The organism is Rhizobium sp. Leaf371 (genome assembly GCF_001424045.1).
In the GTDB taxonomy this organism is placed as follows: Bacteria; Pseudomonadota; Alphaproteobacteria; order Rhizobiales; family Rhizobiaceae; genus Ferranicluibacter.
Genome location: NZ_LMQB01000027.1, coordinates 262,913 through 279,413, shown reverse-complemented (window position 1 = coordinate 279,413; position 16,501 = coordinate 262,913). Strand labels below are relative to the sequence as shown.

At 64.5% G+C, this 16,501-nt stretch carries 14 protein-coding genes; 5 read left to right on the top strand and 9 right to left on the bottom strand.

Features of this window, described 5'->3' with window-relative positions; all coding sequences use genetic code 11:
* The first annotated feature begins 4 nt into the window (after positions 1-4).
* Together ASG39_RS19660 and ASG39_RS19655 are read left to right on the top strand one after the other, a co-directional pair.
* Entirely contained in the window at positions 5-1,393 is a 1,389-nt protein-coding gene (locus tag ASG39_RS19660; RefSeq protein WP_244481275.1) for a lipoprotein-releasing ABC transporter permease subunit, read from the top strand.
* 13 nt (positions 1,394-1,406) lie between these two features.
* Entirely contained in the window at positions 1,407-2,093 is a 687-nt protein-coding gene (locus ASG39_RS19655; protein ID WP_062596628.1) for an ABC transporter ATP-binding protein, read from the top strand.
* Positions 2,094-2,124: 31 nt separating this feature from the next.
* Here the strand turns inward: ASG39_RS19655 and ASG39_RS19650 are convergent, their stop codons facing one another.
* On the bottom strand, positions 2,125-2,511 hold the full coding sequence (locus ASG39_RS19650; protein WP_062596627.1) for a VOC family protein: 387 nt from the start codon (positions 2,509-2,511) through the stop codon (positions 2,125-2,127).
* A 328-nt stretch (positions 2,512-2,839) separates the two neighbouring features.
* Between ASG39_RS19650 and dnaE the strand changes: the two genes are divergently transcribed.
* Positions 2,840-6,349 (top strand): DNA polymerase III subunit alpha, encoded by a 3,510-nt coding sequence (gene dnaE / locus ASG39_RS19645; protein WP_082477380.1) that lies wholly within the window; start codon positions 2,840-2,842, stop codon positions 6,347-6,349.
* A 43-nt stretch (positions 6,350-6,392) separates the two neighbouring features.
* Here the strand turns inward: dnaE and ASG39_RS19640 are convergent, their stop codons facing one another.
* From ASG39_RS19640 to ASG39_RS19630, 3 genes are all read right to left on the bottom strand, one after another.
* Entirely contained in the window at positions 6,393-7,628 is a 1,236-nt protein-coding gene (locus ASG39_RS19640) for a L,D-transpeptidase family protein (protein WP_156468217.1), read from the bottom strand.
* Positions 7,629-7,862: 234 nt separating this feature from the next.
* Complete coding sequence (locus ASG39_RS19635; protein ID WP_062596626.1) at positions 7,863-8,540, bottom strand: hypothetical protein; 678 nt, start codon at positions 8,538-8,540, stop codon at positions 7,863-7,865.
* A complete protein-coding gene (locus tag ASG39_RS19630) occupies positions 8,537-8,812 on the bottom strand; it encodes a DUF3572 domain-containing protein (protein ID WP_062596625.1) in 276 nt (91 codons plus the stop codon). Before ASG39_RS19630 ends, ASG39_RS19635 begins: the two co-directional genes overlap by 4 nt.
* A 159-nt stretch (positions 8,813-8,971) precedes the next feature.
* Here ASG39_RS19630 and ASG39_RS19625 point away from each other — a divergent pair, with 159 nt between their 5' ends.
* Positions 8,972-9,343 carry a response regulator gene (locus ASG39_RS19625; RefSeq protein ID WP_062468369.1) on the top strand — a complete coding sequence of 124 codons (372 nt, stop codon included), beginning with the start codon at positions 8,972-8,974 and terminating at the stop codon, positions 9,341-9,343.
* Between the two features lie 120 nt (positions 9,344-9,463).
* Positions 9,464-10,831 carry a PleD family two-component system response regulator gene (locus ASG39_RS19620; RefSeq protein WP_062596624.1) on the top strand — a complete coding sequence of 456 codons (1,368 nt, stop codon included), beginning with the start codon at positions 9,464-9,466 and terminating at the stop codon, positions 10,829-10,831.
* Between the two features lie 610 nt (positions 10,832-11,441).
* Here ASG39_RS19620 and rpmG read toward each other — a convergent pair.
* The 5 genes from rpmG to rnr all read right to left on the bottom strand — a co-directional run bounded on the left by rpmG (position 11,442) and on the right by rnr (position 16,380).
* On the bottom strand, positions 11,442-11,609 hold the full coding sequence (gene rpmG / locus ASG39_RS19615; protein WP_062468365.1) for a 50S ribosomal protein L33: 168 nt from the start codon (positions 11,607-11,609) through the stop codon (positions 11,442-11,444).
* Positions 11,610-11,698: 89 nt separating this feature from the next.
* Entirely contained in the window at positions 11,699-12,883 is a 1,185-nt protein-coding gene (locus tag ASG39_RS19610) for an MFS transporter (protein WP_062596623.1), read from the bottom strand.
* Between the two features lie 9 nt (positions 12,884-12,892).
* Positions 12,893-13,663: an NUDIX domain-containing protein gene (locus tag ASG39_RS19605; protein WP_162242458.1), complete on the bottom strand. Its 771-nt coding sequence runs from the start codon at positions 13,661-13,663 to the stop codon at positions 12,893-12,895.
* Entirely contained in the window at positions 13,663-14,121 is a 459-nt protein-coding gene (locus ASG39_RS19600; RefSeq protein WP_062596622.1) for a DUF983 domain-containing protein, read from the bottom strand. Before ASG39_RS19600 ends, ASG39_RS19605 begins: the two co-directional genes overlap by 1 nt.
* A gap of 21 nt (positions 14,122-14,142) precedes the next feature.
* On the bottom strand, positions 14,143-16,380 hold the full coding sequence (rnr, locus tag ASG39_RS19595) for a ribonuclease R (RefSeq protein WP_156468215.1): 2,238 nt from the start codon (positions 16,378-16,380) through the stop codon (positions 14,143-14,145).
* Positions 16,381-16,501: the final 121 nt, after the last annotated feature.

Sequence of the window (16,501 nt, the reverse complement as noted above, 5' to 3'; positions counted from 1 at the left end):
AGGCATGAGCGCCGCTTCCACGGACCCGAAACCGGCAAAGGCGTCGGCACCGCCGTCCCAGACCGGACTGAAGACAGCCTCGAAGGGCGCGCCGCCGAAGGAAACGCCGTCGAGCGGCAAGGCATCGAAGCCGGCCTCCAGCCGTGCCTTTTCAAGCTTCGAGCGGCTGGTGGCATGGCGCTATCTGCGCTCGCGGCGCAAGGAAGCCTTCATCTCGGTGATCGCCGGCTTCTCCTTCATCGGCATCATGCTCGGCGTGGCCACGCTCATCATCGTCATGGCGGTGATGAACGGGTTTCGCACCGAACTCATTTCCCGCATTCTCGGCATCAACGGCCACATGATCGTGCAGCCGCTGGACGGCCCGCTCGACAATTATGCCGATCTCGCCACGCGCTTTTCCGGCATCAAGGGCGTCACCATGGCGATTCCGATGATCGAGGGGCAGACGCTCGCCTCCGGTCCGGGTGGCGCCGGCACGGGTGCGCTGGTGCGCGGCGTGCGCGCCGACGATCTTGCGAAGATGAAGTCGATTTCCGATCACCTGAAATCGGGCGATCTCACCGGATATGCCACCGGCGGCGGCGTGGCGATCGGCTCGCGCATGGCCGACCAGCTCGGCCTGCAGGCCGGCAGCACCATCACGCTGGTGGCGCCGGAAGGCGACGTGACGCCCATGGGCGTCAATCCGCGCGTCAAATCCTACACCGTCTCCGCGATCTTCGAGATCGGCATGTCGGAATATGACGCGTCGATCATCTTCATGCCGCTGGAAGAAGCGCAGCTCTATTTCAATGCGGAAGGCATCGCCCAGTCAATCGAGCTTTTCGTCGAGAACCCCGACCTCGTCGACAGCCTGCGGCAGCCGGTGGAGCAGGCCGCCCAGAGGCAGGTGCTGATCAGCGACTGGCGCGACCGCAACAAGACCTTCTTCTCGGCCCTGCAGGTCGAGCGCAACGTGATGTTCATGATCCTGACCCTGATCGTGCTGGTGGCCGCGCTCAACATCGTCTCGGGCCTCATCATGCTGGTGAAGGACAAGGGCAGCGACATCGCCATCCTGCGCACGATGGGCGCGACGTCCGGCGCCGTCATGCGCATCTTCTTCATGACCGGCGCGGCCATCGGCATCGTCGGCACGCTGGCGGGCGTCGCCCTCGGCGTCGTCGTCTGTCTCAACATCGAATCGATCCGCCAGTTCTTCTCCTGGATCTCGGGCACGACGATCTTCAATCCGGAACTCTACTTCCTCAGCCAGCTGCCGGCGGACATGAACCTCGGCGAGACCGTCGCGGTCGTCGGCATGGCCATCGGACTGTCGTTCCTGGCAACCATCTTCCCCGCCTGGCGGGCCTCGCGACTGGATCCCGTCCAGGCGCTGCGTTACGAGTGACAGGAACGAAATGATGGCCCCTCGCGTGGCACTAGAGCTTTCCGGCGTCGAGCGCCATTACAGCCAGGGCGAACAGGCGCTCTCGATCCTCAAGGGCGCGGATTTCCGCCTGCTCGGCGGGCAGACGGTCGCGCTGGTCGCCCCCTCCGGCACCGGCAAATCGACGTTGCTGCACCTCGCCGGTCTGCTGGAGCGGCCCGATGGCGGCGAAGTCTCGATCAACGGGCGCGCCTGCGGCACTCTCAGCGATCCCGAGCGCACGGCCATCCGCCGCAACGAGATCGGCTTCGTCTACCAGTTCCACCATCTTTTGCCGGAATTCACGGCGGTCGAAAACATCATGATGCCGCAGCTGATCGCTGGCCTCTCCAAGAAGGAAGCGCGCGAGCGGGCTTCGGCCTTGCTCGACTATATGCGCATCGGCCACCGCGCCGACCATCGCCCGTCGGAACTGTCGGGCGGCGAGCAGCAGCGTGTGGCGATCGCCCGGGCCGTCGCCAACGCGCCCTTCGTCCTGCTGGCCGACGAACCGACCGGCAATCTCGATCCCGAGACGGCCGGCTATGTCTTCGAAGCGCTGAAGGCGCTGGTCAAGCAGTCGGGCCTTGCCGCGATGATCGCCACGCACAATTACGACCTGGCCTCCAAGATGGACCGCCGGATCACGCTGCAGGACGGCAAGGTCGTCGAACTGGAATAAGGCGAACTGGAATGAGGCGCGGCGCGCGGACCTAAACGGCCGCGTGGCAGACCGCCTCGATGTTGTGGCCATCCGGATCGAGCACGAACGCGCCGTAATAATGTTCATGATAATGCGGCCGCAGTCCCGGCGCGCCGTTGTCGCGCCCGCCAGCCGCAATCGCCGCGGCGTGGAAGGCATCCACGCGCTCGCGGCTCTCCGCCGCAAAGGCCACGTGCAGGCTGCCGGATATCGCTTCGCCGCTGCTGATCCAGAAGAACAGGCTGCCGGGCGTCCCGTAGCCGAGATGCGCCTCCTTGCCGGTCATCTCCACGGTCACCGCCATCTGCCGCGTGATGCCGAGCGGCGCCAGCGCCGCGTCGTAGAAGGCGGCGGCGCGCGCGAAATCGCCGACGGGAAAGCCGATATGGTCGAGCATGATGGTCTCCGTTTCAAGGTTGAGAGCGGCGCCGAGTCGGCTGGAATTTCTTAACCATCGCCGAAAATCCGCCCTTGATCAAGGAACAAAAAGAGTACATAAAAAGAACATAACCAAAAGGAGAACGCCATGTCCGACTTCCTTCGTGATCTCGCCGCACTGACCTCCGTCGCCATGTTCATCGCCAGCTTCTCCATTCTGCTTCTCGGTCTCTAGCACCGCGTCCTCTGTCCGCCGGACAAGTTCCGGGGGAGAAACGCGACGCCCTTGTCGCTTCGCGCGCCTGAAACGCGTATGCTCTCATCTCATGCAAGAGTCGGAGTGACCTATGGCGGATGCAGGCGGAAGCTTTGCGGGCGGGACGGGCAATGGCGACAAGCCGGTGGCCCAGTTCGTCCATCTGAGAACCCATTCGGCGTTCTCCCTGCTCGAAGGCGCTTTGCCGATCAAGAAGATCATCGGCAAGGCGGTGGCCGACGCCCAGCCGGCGATCGGCATCGCCGATACCAACAACCTGTTCGCCGCGCTCGAATTCTCGCTGAAATGCATGGATGACGGCATCCAGCCGCTGATCGGCTGCCAGTTGTCGATCGAAATGGAAGACGAGGTCGAAGGCGAGAAGCGCGGACACGCCCAGCACCTTGCCAAGCTTCCCGCCATCGTGCTCATCGCGGCGACGGATCAGGGCTATGTCAATCTGGTGGATCTCGTCAGTCGGGCCTATCTCGGCGGGGAGGGGAACCAGAGCGTCCGGATCGGCCTTTCCTGGCTGAAGGAGATCGGCACCGACGGGCTGATCGCGCTGACGGGTGCGAGCGGCGGGCCGATCGACATGGCGATCCGCTCGGGGCATGCAGCGCTCGCCGAGGCGCGCACGCGCTGCCTGATGGAACTCTTCGGCGATCGTCTCTATATCGAACTGCAGCGGCACGGACGCTACGACAAGCGCCACGAAAACCGGGTGATCGATCTTGCCTACCGGCTGGAACTGCCGCTGGTCGCGACCAACGAACCCTTCTTCCCGACGCCCGGCGATTATGACGCGCACGACGCCCTGATGGCCGTGGCGCACAATGCCATGGTGTCCGACGACACGCGCTTTCGCCTGACCCCCGACCATTATCTCAAGAGCCGGCAGGAAATGGCAAAACTCTTTGCCGATCTGCCGGAGGCGCTCGACAACACGATCGAGGTGGCGCGTCGCTGTACCTTCGTCCTGAAGACGCGGGCGCCGATCCTTCCCCGCTTCACCGGTGCATCCGACGATCCGGCGGAGGCCGAGCGGGCGGAAACGCGCGAGCTTCGCCGCCAGGCGATCGAGGGTCTGGACGAGCGGATGCAGAAGCTCGGCCTGTCGCCGGGCTATAGCGAGACGGATTATCGCGAGCGGCTGGATTTCGAACTCGGCGTCATCGAGCGCATGAAGTTTCCGGGCTACTTCCTGATCGTTGCCGACTTCATCAAATGGGCAAAGCTGCAGGATATCCCGGTCGGCCCCGGCCGCGGCTCGGGTGCGGGCTCGCTCGTTGCCTATGCCCTGACGATCACCGACGTCGATCCCCTGCGCTTTTCGCTGCTGTTCGAACGCTTTCTCAATCCGGAACGCGTGTCGATGCCCGACTTCGATATCGACTTCTGCCAGGACCGGCGCGAAGAGGTCATCCGCTACGTGCAGGCGAAATATGGTCGCGAGCAGGTGGCGCAGATCATCACCTTCGGCTCGCTGCAGGCCCGCGCCGCGCTGCGGGACGTCGGCCGCGTGCTGGAAATGCCGTATGGCCAGGTCGACAAGATCTGCAAGATGGTGCCGAACAATCCGGCGAACCCGGTCACCCTCGCCAAGGCCATCGAGGACGAGCCGCGCTTCCAGGAGGAGGTCGACAAGGAGCCCGTCATCGGCCGCCTGCTCGATATCGCCCAGAAGATAGAAGGGCTCTACCGCCACGCATCGACCCATGCCGCCGGCATCGTCATCGGCGACCGGCCGCTGTCGAAGCTGGTGCCGATGTACCGCGATCCGCGATCCGACATGCCGGTGACCCAGTTCAACATGAAGTGGGTCGAGCAGGCCGGCCTCGTGAAATTCGACTTTCTCGGGCTGAAGACGCTGACCGTGTTGAAGACCGCCGTGGATTTCATCGCCAAGCGCGACATCCATGTGGCGCTGGAAGCCTTGCCGCTGGACGACGCCAAGACCTACGAGATGCTGTCCAAGGGCGACACGGTCGGCGTGTTCCAGGTGGAAAGTGCGGGCATGCGCAAGGCGCTGATCGGCATGCGGCCCGACTGCATCGAGGACATCATCGCGCTGGTCGCGCTCTATCGCCCCGGCCCGATGGAGAACATCCCCGTCTACAATGCGCGAAAGCATGGCGAGGAAGAGATCGAATCGATCCACCCGACCATCGACTACCTGCTGAAGGAGACGCAGGGCGTCATCGTCTATCAGGAACAGGTGATGCAGATCGCCCAGGTTCTCTCGGGCTATTCGCTCGGCGAGGCCGATCTTCTGCGCCGGGCCATGGGCAAGAAGATCAAGGAGGAGATGGACAAGCAGCGGGCGCGTTTCGTCGATGGTGCGGTCAAGAACGGCGTGTCGAAGCCGCAGGCCGACATGATCTTCGACCTGCTCGCGAAATTCGCCAATTACGGCTTCAACAAGAGCCATGCGGCGGCCTATGCGATCGTCTCCTACCAGACGGCCTATCTGAAAGCGCACTATCCGGTCGAGTTCCTGGCGGCGTCCATGACGCTCGATATGGGCAACACGGAAAAGCTCGTCGATTTCCGTCAGGATGCCGGCCGTCTCGGCATCACCGTCGTTCCCCCCTCCGTCCAGACCTCGTTCCGCCGGTTCGAGACGGGTGATACCTGCATCTTTTACTCGCTCTCGGCCATCAAGGGCGTGGGCGAGGCGGCCGTGGATCATATCGTGGCGGTGCGGGGCGAGACCGCGTTCAAGAGCCTCGAGGATTTTTGCCTGCGCATCGACCCGAAGCTGCTGAACCGCCGCGTCTTCGAAAGCCTGATCTTCGCCGGCGCCTTCGATGGCTTCGGCTATGACCGGGCGCAGCTGAGCGGCGGTCTCGACCGGATCCTGGGCTTTGCGCAGCGTGCGCTCACCGACAAGGTGAGCGGCCAGAGCGACATGTTCGGCGCCGGTGCGGCCACGGGCCCGGAGAAAATCAGCCTGCCGGATTTCACGCCCTGGCTCGCCTCGGAGAAACTGCAGCGGGAATTCCAGGTGCTCGGTTTCTATCTGTCGGCCCACCCGCTCGACACCTATAACGATCTCCTGGCAAAGATCCGCTGCCAGACCTTTGCCGATTTCGCCCTGTCGGTGAAGAAGGGCAACACGGCCGGGCGTCTGGCCGGCACCGTCACCTCGAAGCAGGAGCGAAAGACCCGCACGGGCAACAAGATGGGCATCGTCACCTTCTCCGATTCGTCGGGGCAGTTCGAAGCCGTCCTGTTCTCGGAGATGCTGCAGCAATATCGCGACCTGCTGGAGCCGGGGAAATCATTGGTGATGACCGTGCAGGCGGAGGAACGGCCGGAAGGCATCGGCCTGCGCATCCAGACCCTGCAGTCGCTGGAGGAGCGTTCGTTCCAGATGCAGAAGGCGTTGCGCGTCTATGTCCGCGACAGCGGTCCTCTGCGCTCGGTTGCGACGCATCTGAACACGAAGGGCGATGGGCAGGTGTCCTTCATCATCGTCAAGGACAATGGCCAGCGGGAGATCGAAGTGGAGCTGGGCGATACGTATCGGATCTCCGCGGAGATCGCCGCCGCTTTGAAGACGGCGCCCGGCGTTATCGACGTCGAGCTGATCTCGTAGACCTGCCCTCTCCGGGGTCAACCGGAGGGGAGGCGGTCCCGTGTCAGCCTTTGTCAGGATGCGTGATGGTGACGAAGTCCGTTCCGCGCCCGGTCTCCGGGCCGAGACCCATGTCGGAAACGGTGAGCGAGGAACCGGGGGCGAGGAGGTCCTCGACCTTCTCCCGCAAGTCGTCCGTCATCTGGATGCGGTCGAGCACGCGCGTTGCCGCGTTATAGGCAAAGGCGTCATCGTCGGTCGTGATGCCCAGACGCGATTTCATCCCCTTGGGAAGGACGTTGTCGAGCGAGAGAGAAAACCAGCTGCCCTTGCCGGTCGCAGCGTCGATGTCCTGAAACTGGTAGAAGTGGGCGCCGAGCGCGATCTCCGGCGCGGCAATCGTCACTGGTGCTTCGAAGAGCGGCGTGAAGGCGCGGCGGACCAGAAGCTGGCCATTGGCCGGCGACGGCAGGTTGGCCTTCCGGAAGAGCGCGTCCACCAGCGCCGGCGTCACCCGGCCCTTCGGCTCTCGCCCCTCTGCCAGTTCGAAGGCACGGATCGCGGCGGTGGACTGGCTGCCGAGCGCACCGTCCGGCACGCCCGCATCATAGCCCAGACCATTGAGCGCAGCCTGCACATCGAGCGTGAGCTCGCGCGTTCCGCGCCGGGTGATCAGGATGCGGATCGGCTCGCGGGTGTCTTCGGCACGCGCAGATGGCGCAGCCGGCGGAGACGGTGCGGGCTCGCTCATGGCGACTTCCACAGTGCCGCTCGTGATCTGGGACATGGCCGGGCGCAGCGTCACATCCGACAGCAACTGCTGCTCCGGCGCCGACGGCTGGAAGAGAAAACCGTGCGACACGGGTTGCGGTGCGATCGGCCGGTCCGAAATCACCACATGCCAACCGCGCTCCGTCATCTTGAAGAGCGTCTTGGCAAAGGCGTTGGGCAGGCGCACGCAGCCATGCGAGGCGGGATAGGAGGGAACGCTGTTGGAGGCATGCAGCGCGATGCCCGACCAGGTCAGGCGCTGCATGAACGGCATCGGGGCGTTCGAATAGATGTTGGATTCGTGGTAGCGGCTTTTTTCGAGGATGGAGAAGATGCCGGTCGGCGTGTCATGGCCGCGCTTGCCGGAGGACACTTTCGACGTCGCGACCACCGAGGCGCCGTCATAGACCACCAGCGACTGCTTGTCCTTGGAGACCACGATCTGCAGCGGCGAGGTACCGTCGGCTGCATGCGCCGTCGTGCTGGCGAGGGCGAGCAACAGGAGCCCGAGACCGAGAGGAAAACGCAAAACCATCGACACCATCCGGATCATTCGAACAGGGTGAAGGCTACGGGAAGAGGTTTAAGGAAGCTTTGCTCAGGGGCTCGGAAGATCGGACAGAAGGTCATATTCCGATCACCAAAGGGTGATGCCTGTGGAAAACGCGCGGCGCCACGTCGGGCATGATCGAGCGGCTCGGGTTGCTGGCCTCCATCGTCCCGCCAGGGCCTCTTAGACCAGGGTCTCTTAGACCAGGGTCTCTTAGAGATGTGAACCGTGCTGCAGATGCCGTCGGATGATACGGGCCGCATCCGCCCAGTCGGCGGCCGATTCGATGCCCTCGCTCGGTGCAGGCGCCATCGCCAGAAACTCGGCGTTGGCCATCAGCCGGATCAGCAGGCAGTCCGGCGCATGCGTGCGCACGGATTCCAGATTGCGCAGAATATCGTCGATGAAGACCACGGGCACGTCGCGCGCATCGTGGAGCTGCCGCACGACCGGGCCCTTCGGCGCCTCGGTCGCCAGCAGCGGATAGGCCGAGAGCCCGTGCCGGTCGAGCAGCCGGCGGCGCACCTCGGTGTGGCGCGGGGGCATGGCGGTGAGGAAGACGATATCCGCCTCGCCGGAGAGATCCGCCAGCGTCTCGGCCGCCTGTCGCGCCGGCGTCTGCCAGGCATCCTGCGTCTGGAAGAAGTCTTCCAGCAGCGTCGGCACCATCGTGTCGGGCACGGGCTCGGTGCTGCCGAGCGGCACGATATTGCCATGCAGCCGGAACGAGCGCGGCAGAAGCTCCCGCCCGCCGGCCTTCAGGAACGTCTGAAAGGGCGTGACGAATTCGAGGACCACCTCGTCGATATCGCAGACGATCAGCGGCCTGTCGGTCAGCGTGATATGGTCGAAGCAGAGGGGGGTCTGCGGATCGATCGTCTCGATGGTCATGCGCTGCCCGTATCGCCGCGGAAGCCGGAGAGCGCGGCATGCGCGCGCGCGACGGCTTCGGGCCTCGTGCCGGTCGCCTCGCAGAATTGCAAGAGCGTCGGCTCGTGATCCATGACGAAATCCAGGAGGCCGGCCATGAAGCCGGGGTCGCCCACCGCGCCGCGCAGGCGGGTCGGGTCCGTGCCGGTCAGCGCCAGAAAGCGGCCGAGAAGCTCGGGCTCGCCTGCAAGCCAGCCGAGCACGGCAATGGCGGTCTCATCGGCTGTCGTCACTGTTTTCCACCCTCTTGCGAAACACGTTGGCTTTTCTGGCCCATGATTACCTTTTTTTCAACCAAATAGGCCTAATCCTTCATACGTCATGCGCGATTGCTGGTCTTGCAGCCGACGGAATGACCCCCGGCCATGGCCGTAGACGCGGAAGGTTCTGATATGCCGAAACAGGTTATGATCGTCGAGGACAATGAGCTGAACATGAAGCTCTTCCGCGACCTGATCGAAGCATCGGGCTACACGACCATTCAGACACGCAACGGCCTGGAGGCGCTCGACCTCGCCCGCAAGCATCGACCCGACCTCATTCTCATGGACATCCAGCTTCCGGAGGTCTCCGGGCTGGAGGTCACCAAGTGGCTGAAGGAGGACGACGAACTCCATGTCATCCCCGTCATCGCCGTCACGGCCTTCGCCATGAAGGGCGACGAGGAGCGGATTCGCCAGGGCGGCTGCGAGGCCTATGTCTCCAAGCCGATTTCGGTGCCGAAGTTCATCGAGACCATCAAGACATATCTCGGCGATGGCTGATCGACGCCCGCAAACGCCGCGACGAAGCCGCCATGAAGGCGCGCTGGAGTGATCATGGTATCCCTCGCATCGGCCGGATCGGCCCTTGAAGGCCGGGGGCGATAGGACAGGACGCACCGCATGACCGCACGCATACTCGTCGTCGACGACATCCCGGCAAACGTCAAATTGCTGGAAGCGCGGCTCGTGGCGGAGTATTTCGACGTCCTCACGGCCTCCGACGGCTATCAGGCGCTCGCCATCTGCGACAGCCGGCCCGTCGATATCATCCTCCTCGACATCATGATGCCCGGCATCGACGGCTTCGAGGTGTGCGAGCGGCTGAAGGCCAATCCGAAGACGGCCCATATTCCCGTCGTGATGGTCACCGCCCTCGACCAGCCTTCCGATCGGGTGCGGGGCCTGAAGGCCGGCGCTGACGATTTTCTGACCAAGCCGGTCAACGACCTGCAACTGATGTCGCGGGTCAAAAGCCTCGTGCGCCTGAAGAACGTCAGCGACGAGCTGCGTCTGCGGGCCGAGACGGCAAAGAGCGTCGGCTTCGAGGATCTCTCGCGGGCCGAGCGTCCCGACGAGCCGGGAAACATTCTGCTCGTGGATGCCCGTGCCAGCTCGCAGGACCGCATCTCCCGCGCCCTGAAGCCCGTCGCCGGCCTGACGATCATCAGCGACCCGCAGGCAGCCCTGTTCGAGGCGGCCGAACAAGCTTTCGACCTCGTCATCGTCAATGCGAATTTCGACGACTACGACCCGCTGCGGCTCTGCTCGCAGCTGCGCTCTCTGGAGCGCACACGCTACATCCCGATCCTTCTGGTGGCCGAGCAGGGCGCCGAGGACCTTGTCGTGCGCGCACTCGATCTCGGGGTGACCGATTACATCATGCGCCCGATCGATCCGAACGAGCTGATCGCCCGGTCGCTCACGCAGATCCGGCGCAAGCAGTGCAACGATCGCCTGCGGCTCAGCGTCCACCAGACCATCGAGCTTGCCATCACCGACGGCCTGACGGGGCTGCACAATCGACGCTACCTCGACAACCATCTCAAGCTGCTGATCGAGCGTGCGACGAAGCGCGGCCGCAGCCTGTCGATCTGCGTGGCGGATATCGACCGCTTCAAGGCCGTCAACGACACCTACGGCCACGACGCCGGCGACGAGGTGCTGCGCGAATTCGCCAGGCGCCTGCGCACCACCGTCCGCGGCGCGGATCTGGCCTGCCGATTCGGCGGCGAGGAGTTCGTGCTGGTGATGCCCGACACGGATGCCGCGACCGCGAGTGCGATTGCCGAGCGGCTCCGCGCGAGCGTCGAGACGACGCCGTTCCTCCTGCAGGATCGCGGCACGACGCTCTCCATCACGGCATCGATGGGGATTGCCGTGCTCGACCCGGCCGGGGAAACGCCCGACGGCCTGCTCAAGCGCGCGGACACGGCGCTCTATCAGGCCAAGCGCAACGGTCGCAACCAGGTGGTGGGGGCCGCCGCCTGAGGCGACCGCAAGGTGGAATCAACGACAGACGGTCGTCCGTCTTTCCACTGACATCGAGCCATGACATCCTGCGCCCGTGCACCATCACGCAGTTGTGCGACAATCGCGCATATCCGGCGACCTGTGGTCGAACATGGCCGCAATTTCTCCCGAATCGCGCTGCACGTCATGGTTACTGTTAACCATGACTGTATCAAAGCGAGCCAAGCTTTAAGATTTCATTGATTTTCTTCGGTATTTCGCCGATGTTCTCTTCAGGGGAGACAAGAAGCTCCCAAGCCGATCAGTTACCCCATGATGTCAGGTCCGCCGCATCTCCTGGGTCGTGGGGTCGTCGGCCGGTGCGCAACAGTGGTTCCTCGTGCCGCTTGCGTGCCGGCCGGCATCCATGCAACGCCGCTTCTGGTTTCAGGAGCGGCGTTTTTTCGTTGCCGCCGCCCGCCTGCGGGGACCAATCCTGATGCGGCTTCCGGCTGATCGCCTCGCGAACCGGAAACAGGAGCCACTGAAAATCCCCGGCCGGAAGGCCAGAGTCTCAATGCGTAGGAAACGCAAAAAAGGCGCCTGACGAAGCCGTCGGCGCCTTTTTCAGCAGAGAGAAAACCCGATCTTACTTGATCTTGGTTTCCTTGAATTCGACATGCTTGCGCACGACCGGGTCGTACTTCGTCATGCTGAACTTGTCTGTCTTCGTACGGCTGTTCTTCGAGGTCACGTAGAAGAAACCCGTGTCGGCCGTCGACAGCAGCTTGATCTTGATTTTTGCAGCTTTCGCCATGGTCGTCCTGCCTTCTGAAATAACAAAGCCGGACTTGGTCTAAAGGTCCCGGCGAGCTTGGCGCGAAACTACAAATCGCGCCCGAAAAGTCAACCCCGTTTCGGGTTATAAACCAGCCGAACCAGGGAAAGCACGATGTAAAGCCCGAAGAAAGCGGCGATCGACCAGGCAAAGCCGTCATTGCCGAACACATCCATGGAGGCGCCGATGACCTGCGGGCCGGCCACGGTACCGAGCGCGTAGCAGAACACGAAGGCCGCATTGGCGGCCGCCAGTTCCGGCCCGTGGAGCCGGGAGCCGAGATGGCTGAGGCCGATCGTGTAGAGCCCGGAGATGATGCCGCCCCAGAGCAGGAGGATCGCGGCGAGCGCGTACCAGTTGGTCGAAAGCACGGGCAGGCTGAGCGCGCCGGCAAAGCCGATCACGGTCAGGGCCACCAGCAGCTTGCGGCGGTCCTTCATGCGGTCCGACAGCAGGCCGAGCGGGATCTGGAAGATGAGATTGCCGACGCCCATGATGGTCAGGAGCAGGGCGGCCTGCGATTCGGAGAAGCCGACGCGGGTGCCATAGACCGGAAACAGCGAGAGGCCGCCATATTCCACGGCGCCGAAGACGAAGACGGCAGCCGTCGCCATCGGTACCATGTAGACATAGCGCAGGAAGTGCATCTCCGGCATCTCGTCGATATCGGGGCTTTCCTTGCGGGCGATGATGATCGGAATGGCGCCGAGGAGGATGATGCCGGCACCGACCGCAAAGGGCAGGATGCCCTCGCTGCCGAGCAGGGAGAAGAGCAGGGGCCCGGCGGCAAAGCCGAGCGAGAGAACCGTGCCGTAGATGCCGAACACAAGCCCGCGGCGATGCGAGGGAGCCGTGGCGTTGATCCAGAACTCCGAGAGCACGAAGAGGATGGTGATGCCACTCTGGAAGACGATTCGCAGCGGGAACCAGAGCCAGAAGTTTTCCACGAAATAGAAGCCGAGCGCGGGTGCCGCGGCGAGCAGCACCGCCACGACCATGACCTGCGCGACGCCGAATCGGTGCGCCAGCCGCGTCGTGAACGAGGCTGCGACCATGGAGGCGAGCCCGGCCACGGTGGAATTGAGGCCGATCAGCGTCGAGGAGACCCCGCGACGCTCCATGATGAAGCTGAGGAGAGGCACGCCGAGGCCGATGGCGATGCCGACCGTGGTCACGGCGGCAAGGGCCGCGATCAGCGACAGCCAATGGATATCCTCAACCGGCCGAGACGAGCCAGGGGTCGTCTGAGACATTCGGTGTCCTCACAGAAGATCGCGGATGGGGCGTCCATTCCGGACGTGGAAATACGGCACGGTGCCGTCAAAGCCGAGCAACGGGTCGGCGTCAAGCCTTGTGTGCACGGCGTGCAGAATGCGCGCGGTGATATCGGGTATGGCGACCTCGGTAGGGTCGCCGACCGGAACCCAGCGAAAGTCCTCCAGTTCCCGGCTGTCCTGCAGCACGGCCAGGTCGAGATCGACCTCGTCGGTGAACAGAGCGAAGAAATGGGTGTCGAATCGCCGCACGTGTCCGGGCGGCGTCAGCGCACGGGCGACGTAGCGCAGACGTTCGAGATCCGGCCGGAACGGCAGGCATCCCGCGGGTCGATCGCTGTCCGTCCAGGAGGGGCCGACCGCAAGGTTCGTTTCCTCGTGCAGCTCCCGCAGGGCGGCAAGCGCCAGCGCACGCACGGCGGAGACCGAGAGGCGCCCGCGATAGATGCCGACCAGACGGTCGAGGAGCGGCGCGGGAAGGTCGCGCGCAAAGGCGATCCGGTGATCGCCGGGATCGCGCCGTCCACCGGGAAACACGTGCACGTCCGGCATGAAAACATGCTGCTTGCTGCGCCGGCCGACCAGCACGCGAACGTCGCTCTCGCTCCGATCGAGCAGCAGAATGGAGGCTGCGAGGCGCGGGCGAAGGGCCTTTGCAGGCCCATCGACCGGGCGCCCGAGCGGCGCCTTGGTCGGCTCCCTGATCGGCTTGGGCACGGTCCCGAACGCGCCGCCTGCCGCGGCGGCATTGCTGCGCATCAGGCACGATCCTGCGACGGCAATTCGTCTTCGGGGCGATCTTCGTGCCCGCCGAACCCGTGCATCCGAAGCGCCCATTGCAGCCCGACGACACCGCCCTTGACCGGCTGCATCAGGGCGAGCGAACCGAGGATCGTGATCGGCACCCAGATGGCGAGGTGCTGCCAGTTCGACAGGGCCACCAGCATTTCCGTCATCATGAAGCCTCCGAGAACCAGATGGCCGACGATGGTGACGACGATATACGGCGGAAAGTCGTCCGCCCGATGATGATGCAGCGCCTCTCCACAAACGGCGCAGCTGTCGTTGACCTTGAGGAAGCGCCCGAACATGCGTCCCTCGCCGCAGTTCGGGCAACGATTGAGAAGCCCGCGGCGGATAGACCGCCCGACCGGGCGATCGCGGACCGGCGCATCGCCGAGATGCAGCATTTCCGTTTCCGTGGATGTCTCGCTCATGCGGTCACCGTTTGCCATCGGTCAGCGCCGCCCACGCGGCGGCCGGGTGCCGGGCGCCTTGCGCGCGCCGGGCCTGTCGCGGCGTCCCGCTTTGTGGAACGAGCGCGTCGCCGTCGGCATCTTGCGGCCTTCATCCAGCATCTCGAAGCGCAGGGCGCCCGCCAGTGGCACGGCATCGATCAGCTTCACCCGCACCTCGTCGCCGAGGCGATAGCCGAGACCCGTCTTGTCGCCGACCAGCGCCATGTGCGCTTCGTCGAAAATGAAATAGTCCCGGCCGAGCGTCGAGATGGGCACGAAACCGTCCGCGCCATATTGCGGCAGGGAGATGAACAGGCCGGACTTCGTGACGCCGGAGACGCGGCCATCGAATTCCTCGTTGACGCGGCCGCTCAGGTAATGGGCGATCAGCCGGTCGATCGTGTCGCGTTCGGCCGCCATCGCGCGGCGCTCGAAGGTCGAGATCTCCGCGGCGATATCTTCCAGCGCTCCTTCCTCCGCCGGCGTGATGCCGCCGTCGCCGAGCCCCAGCGCGCCGACCAGCGCCCGGTGGACGATGAGGTCGGCATAGCGACGGATGGGCGAGGTGAAGTGGGCGTACTTCATCAGGTTCAGGCCGAAATGGCCGATATTCTCGGGGCTGTAGACCGCCTGGCTCTGAGAGCGCAGCACCATCTGGTTGACGATGGTCTCGTAGGGTTGCTCCTCGGCTTTCGCGAGAATGCCGTTGAAATGGTTGGCGCGCATATTGCCGCCCTTGACCAGCGTCAGGTCGAGCGTGGCGAGGAACTCGCGCAGCGTTTCCTGCTTGGCCAGCGACGGGGCATCGTGGACGCGGTAGACGAGCGGCTGGCGCTTGATCTCCAGCGTTTCCGCGGCCGCCACATTGGCCTGGATCATCATCTCCTCGATCAGCTTGTGCGCGTCGAGCCTGTCCGGCACGAAGACGCGATCGACCGTGCCGTCGGGCTTCAGCAGGATCTTGCGCTCGGGCATGTTGAGTTCGAGTGGCTGGCGCCGGTTCCGACCGACGGTGAGGATGCGATAGGCGTCCCAGAGCGGCTTGAGGATCGGCTCCAGCAGCGGCCCGGTCTTGTCGTCCGGCGCGCCGTCGATGGCCGCCTGGGCTTGGCTGTAGGAGAGCTTGGCGGCGCTCTTCATCATGATGCGGTGGAAGGTGTGCCCGATCTTGCGGCCTTCGCGGGTAAAGCGCATGCGCACGGCCAGCGCCGGCCGATCGACCGTTTCTTTCAGCGAACACAGCTCGTTGGAAATACGCTCGGGTAGCATCGGCACGACCCTGTCCGGGAAGTAGACCGAGTTGCCACGCTTCAGCGCCTCGTTGTCGAGCGCGGATTTCGGGCGCACATACCAGGAGACGTCGGCAATGGCGACGGTGACGATCACGCCGCCTTCGTTTTCAGGCGATGTGTCCGGCTCCGCATGCACGGCGTCGTCATGGTCCTTGGCGTCCGCCGGATCGATGGTGATGAGTGTAAGGGAGCGCCAGTCCTCGCGGTGCGACATGGTGGCCGGGCCGGCGGCATCGGCTTCGCGGATGACGCTGTCGGGGAAGATATAGGGAATGCCGTGCGCGTGGATCGCGATCATCGAGATCGCCTTTTCCGAGGCGACGGAGCCGATCACCGATTTCACATCGGCCTTGGCCAGTCCGAACCGGCCGGAACGAACGATTTCGACCTCGACCAGATCGCCGTCCTTGGCCTCGCCGACGCCGCTCGCCTCGACGTCCATCTCCTCGCCGCGCTTGTCGATCGGCATGATGCGGCCGGTGCCGGCCGGCATTTCCCGGAAGACGCCGAGCGCGGCATTCGCACTGCGGCGGCGGTCGAGAACCTTGACGATGCGCGCCGTATAGGCGGGCCCAGTCGGCTCCTTGGAAGGGAAGATCTTGGCGAGCACCCGGTCGCCGATGCCGCCGACGGGCATCTTGCCCTTGGCCTTGGCGACGCTCGACTGGCGAATGAGAACGGCGGGGGCGACGCCGGCATCGTCCGGCCATTCGGCCGGTCGGGCGACGAGTTCGCCGTCCTTGTCGCGGGTGGTGATGTCGAGAACGGTGACCGGGGGCAGGGCGCCGGGCCGAACGAGCGACTTGCGCTTCTTCTCCACGAGGCCGTCGTCTTCCAGATCCCGCAAAGCCGCCTTCAGCGCGATGCGCGCCTCGCCCTTGAGGCCGAAGGCGCGGGAGATCTCGCGCTTGGAGGCCTTGTCGGGATTTTCCGCGATGAAGCGCATGAGCACATCACGCGGCGGCACGGCGCCGTGGATGATCGGCGTGTCGTCGGCAGGGGGCAGGGCCGTGCCCGCACGGGCCAGCCGGACCGAGGGCTTTGCGGTCCGTCTCAGGCCGATGCGG

Bases quoted from the DNA above. Each gene is read 5' to 3' on its own strand.
- ASG39_RS19660 (WP_244481275.1), top strand. From the start codon at position 5: ATGAGCGCCGCTTCCACGGACCCGAAACCGGCAAAGGCGTCGGCACCG.
- ASG39_RS19655 (WP_062596628.1), top strand. From the start codon at position 1,407: ATGGCCCCTCGCGTGGCACTAGAGCTTTCCGGCGTCGAGCGCCATTAC.
- ASG39_RS19650 (WP_062596627.1), bottom strand. From the start codon at position 2,511: ATGCTCGACCATATCGGCTTTCCCGTCGGCGATTTCGCGCGCGCCGCC.
- dnaE (WP_082477380.1), top strand. From the start codon at position 2,840: ATGGCGGATGCAGGCGGAAGCTTTGCGGGCGGGACGGGCAATGGCGAC.
- ASG39_RS19635 (WP_062596626.1), bottom strand. From the start codon at position 8,540: ATGACCATCGAGACGATCGATCCGCAGACCCCCCTCTGCTTCGACCAT.
- ASG39_RS19625 (WP_062468369.1), top strand. From the start codon at position 8,972: ATGCCGAAACAGGTTATGATCGTCGAGGACAATGAGCTGAACATGAAG.
- ASG39_RS19620 (WP_062596624.1), top strand. From the start codon at position 9,464: ATGACCGCACGCATACTCGTCGTCGACGACATCCCGGCAAACGTCAAA.
- rpmG (WP_062468365.1), bottom strand. From the start codon at position 11,609: ATGGCGAAAGCTGCAAAAATCAAGATCAAGCTGCTGTCGACGGCCGAC.
- ASG39_RS19610 (WP_062596623.1), bottom strand. From the start codon at position 12,883: ATGTCTCAGACGACCCCTGGCTCGTCTCGGCCGGTTGAGGATATCCAT.
- ASG39_RS19605 (WP_162242458.1), bottom strand. From the start codon at position 13,663: ATGCGCAGCAATGCCGCCGCGGCAGGCGGCGCGTTCGGGACCGTGCCC.
- ASG39_RS19600 (WP_062596622.1), bottom strand. From the start codon at position 14,121: ATGAGCGAGACATCCACGGAAACGGAAATGCTGCATCTCGGCGATGCG.
- rnr (WP_156468215.1), bottom strand. From the start codon at position 16,380: ATGCGCTTCATCGCGGAAAATCCCGACAAGGCCTCCAAGCGCGAGATC.